This window comes from Desulforhopalus sp. IMCC35007, from assembly GCF_005116575.1.
Lineage (GTDB): Bacteria > Desulfobacterota > Desulfobulbia > Desulfobulbales > Desulfocapsaceae > Desulforhopalus_A.
In genome coordinates this window covers 1-2,648 of the sequence record NZ_SWCN01000055.1, presented here as the reverse complement: position 1 = coordinate 2,648, position 2,648 = coordinate 1, and the positions used below count along the sequence as shown (strand labels likewise).

4 protein-coding genes are annotated in these 2,648 nt (G+C 38.4%); all 4 read left to right on the top strand.

Going from position 1 to position 2,648, the window contains the following annotated elements:
* The first annotated feature begins 527 nt into the window (after positions 1-527).
* The 4 genes from FCL48_RS24510 to FCL48_RS24500 all read left to right on the top strand — a co-directional run bounded on the left by FCL48_RS24510 (position 528) and on the right by FCL48_RS24500 (position 2,325).
* Positions 528-1,085: a transposase gene (locus tag FCL48_RS24510; protein ID WP_371418697.1), complete on the top strand. Its 558-nt coding sequence runs from the start codon at positions 528-530 to the stop codon at positions 1,083-1,085.
* Positions 1,006-1,227 carry a transposase gene (locus tag FCL48_RS26045; RefSeq protein WP_169309374.1) on the top strand — a complete coding sequence of 74 codons (222 nt, stop codon included), beginning with the start codon at positions 1,006-1,008 and terminating at the stop codon, positions 1,225-1,227. The genes FCL48_RS24510 and FCL48_RS26045 overlap by 80 nt, the downstream gene beginning before the upstream one ends.
* A gap of 45 nt (positions 1,228-1,272) precedes the next feature.
* Positions 1,273-1,422 (top strand): hypothetical protein, encoded by a 150-nt coding sequence (locus FCL48_RS25105; protein ID WP_169309373.1) that lies wholly within the window; start codon positions 1,273-1,275, stop codon positions 1,420-1,422.
* A 66-nt stretch (positions 1,423-1,488) separates the two neighbouring features.
* Complete coding sequence (locus FCL48_RS24500) at positions 1,489-2,325, top strand: sulfotransferase domain-containing protein (protein WP_136876706.1); 837 nt, start codon at positions 1,489-1,491, stop codon at positions 2,323-2,325.
* Positions 2,326-2,648 lie beyond the last annotated feature (323 nt).

Genomic DNA, 2,648 nt, shown 5'->3' with positions numbered 1-2,648 from the left:
TTATTGAATGCTTTGAAGTGCCGGGACAGCAGCTTCAGATTGGGGAAACTACGAAACGCCAGATTGAACTTTATACTAAATTGGGTGTCACGCCACCGGCATCGTTACAATAGCCCGGGAATTTAGGTTGATTGAAAGAAAGGAGAATCATACAGATAAGAAAATATGGCTGGAAACAGATCCAGATTTGATGATTACATCATCATACTTCCGAGCCTTTTCGATATCAGGCCATCTTATAGCAAGTATAGTCCCGACTCTGTCACGATGCATGAGATAAATTATATCTTCTTCAGCCAGGCATATGGCAGTCACCTGTCAGGTAGGGCCAATGGCCATTCATGTTAATCTGGGGGCAATTAGGTTTAGTTGGTGTGAAATATGCTCATGAAAAAACATGACGCAAGAAACCTCCCCAAAGAGGTTCAACAACACAACATAAATCAAGCAATTCGACTTTTCTGCAACGGTAAAAAGAGGGTCGAAATCGCTGGGGTAATTGGTGTTCATTATGTTGTCATTTGTGATTGGATTCGTGCTTGCCGCTGAGTCACTGTTATTATCATCTCAAAAAGGATATCGAGTTAAATTGCCTTAAGTACAACTGTAAAGATGTTGAGTTCAGAAGTAAACATGAGCAGTCTATTTACATGCTCTGTTACATTGTAACTGAGTTTTTTAAATCTGATATTCTGGTAGCGACAGACTCCTGGTTTGGCAATAACGGCATGTGGAAGCCATTGCACAAAGAATTGGGAGATGGGGTTCACTTGATATCCCGGCTCCGCTCCAACAACAATTTGTTTGACGAACCGTCGGTGCCAACGATAAAAAGGCGAGGCCGTCCCAGAAAACATTGTCACAAACTTGGTACAGCATCTACTCTTGCATACAGGCAGCGGATATTGCAGCAGGAAAATTCCGTTAATCTTTACGGAAAAGAACGAACACTTAAGGCCTATGACAAAGTTATCATGCTCAAGAGCCTTAAATGTCAGATACGAGTTGTCTGGGTTTACCGTAAAACACAATGGGTCGCCTTTTTTTTCTGCCGACCTGACTCTATCGGTCGAAGAGATTGTTGAGTACTATGGTGCCAGGTGGAAAATAGAGACTTGTTTCACAGTGCTGAAAAGGGATATCGGCAGTGCCGAAACCCAAACCAGAAATGCAGTAGCGGTTACAAACCACTTGGGATTCTGCATGATGGTCACTACATTGACCTAGGTTTATGTCTACAAGTTGGAGAAAACTCCAAAGCGGAGGCATGCTGTGAAAGGTCGAAGCCATTTCGCCTTTTCAGATGTTCGCAGGCTGGTGGCGAAATCGGCCATGGACGATAAATTTACAATACTTTACCCGGTTCCACGCAACTCGGTTATTAATTCGTTTGTAACCACATTAGTGCAGATGGCGGCATGAAATGTATTCGACAAACTTCAGTTAACAGAAATAAAATAAGATTAAATTTATACTTGAGATCAGCATATGATTTTTGAAAGAAAAATTTATAACTTCCTGTTTTCACTAAACCTACGCTTCAACAAATACATTCCAAGTTTTCTCTTATCGAAAAATCTTCCTGATTTCCTCATCATAGGTTCTGCAAAGTGCGCAACAACCTTTCTAAAGGAAAATTTGAGAAACCACCCGGACATTTATTTACCACGTTCCGAAGTGGATTATTTTACTACCAATTACGATAAAGGCATACAATGGTACCAATCACATTTCTGGACAAAATGTAAATACAATGGTGATAAATCGCCATCATATATATATGATACGCAATGTCACCAAAAGATATTTGATTTACTTCCCGATGCTAAATTAATTCTGTTATTAAGGCATCCTGTTGAACGTGCATATTCTAACTGGAATATGCGCAATAACAAAAATAGTCTAGGAAAAATCGATGGATTTGATTCCAACGATTTCAATCAGTTAGTTTCAGCTTATCTGGATATCCAAAAGAACCAGACGCAACATTTTGAGAATCCGTATGACATAATTCATATGGGAAAATACATTCTTCAAATTGATAGTCTTTTGAAAATATTTCCTCGCGAAAATTTATTTGTTGCAGCAATTGAAAATATTTCAATAGATGATTTGCATATGGAATTCTTTTTCAAAGAACTATTGCGTTTCTTGAATATTGAACCGTCGAAAAATCATGCGAATTATCAAAAAATCCGCGAAGGACAATATCATGATAAACAAATAGACAATGAAACAAAAAATATTTTACTTGAGTTATACCGTCCATACAACGAACAATTATTTGAGTTTCTTGGTTATGAAATTGAATGTTGGAAAGATTAACAATTTATCAGCCATTCCCGTTTTAGGGCTGAATGTACAGTTTAAGAGCGGTTTTTCAACCATAACCCCTTTGCGACGAGACATAATCTGAGATCATACTCTCAAACTGTGTTTATTTTTATGTTTTTGCAAATTTCACACTGATTTTAGCGCATTTTGACCATACGTATCCAACAATCTTGGAGATTTCGATTTCCCAAGCATATTTTTGATCTCTGATAACTGAATAACCGCTAAACTATGGTACTGCTACGTCCGGCATACCTCTTTCAATGTGGGGCCATTTATTCCATGAGCTATGGCTCGTAAAATAGTTTCCATAG

Excerpts from the sequence above, each read along its gene's own strand:
- FCL48_RS24500 (WP_136876706.1), top strand. The coding sequence starts at position 1,489 with ATGATTTTTGAAAGAAAAATTTATAACTTCCTGTTTTCACTAAACCTA.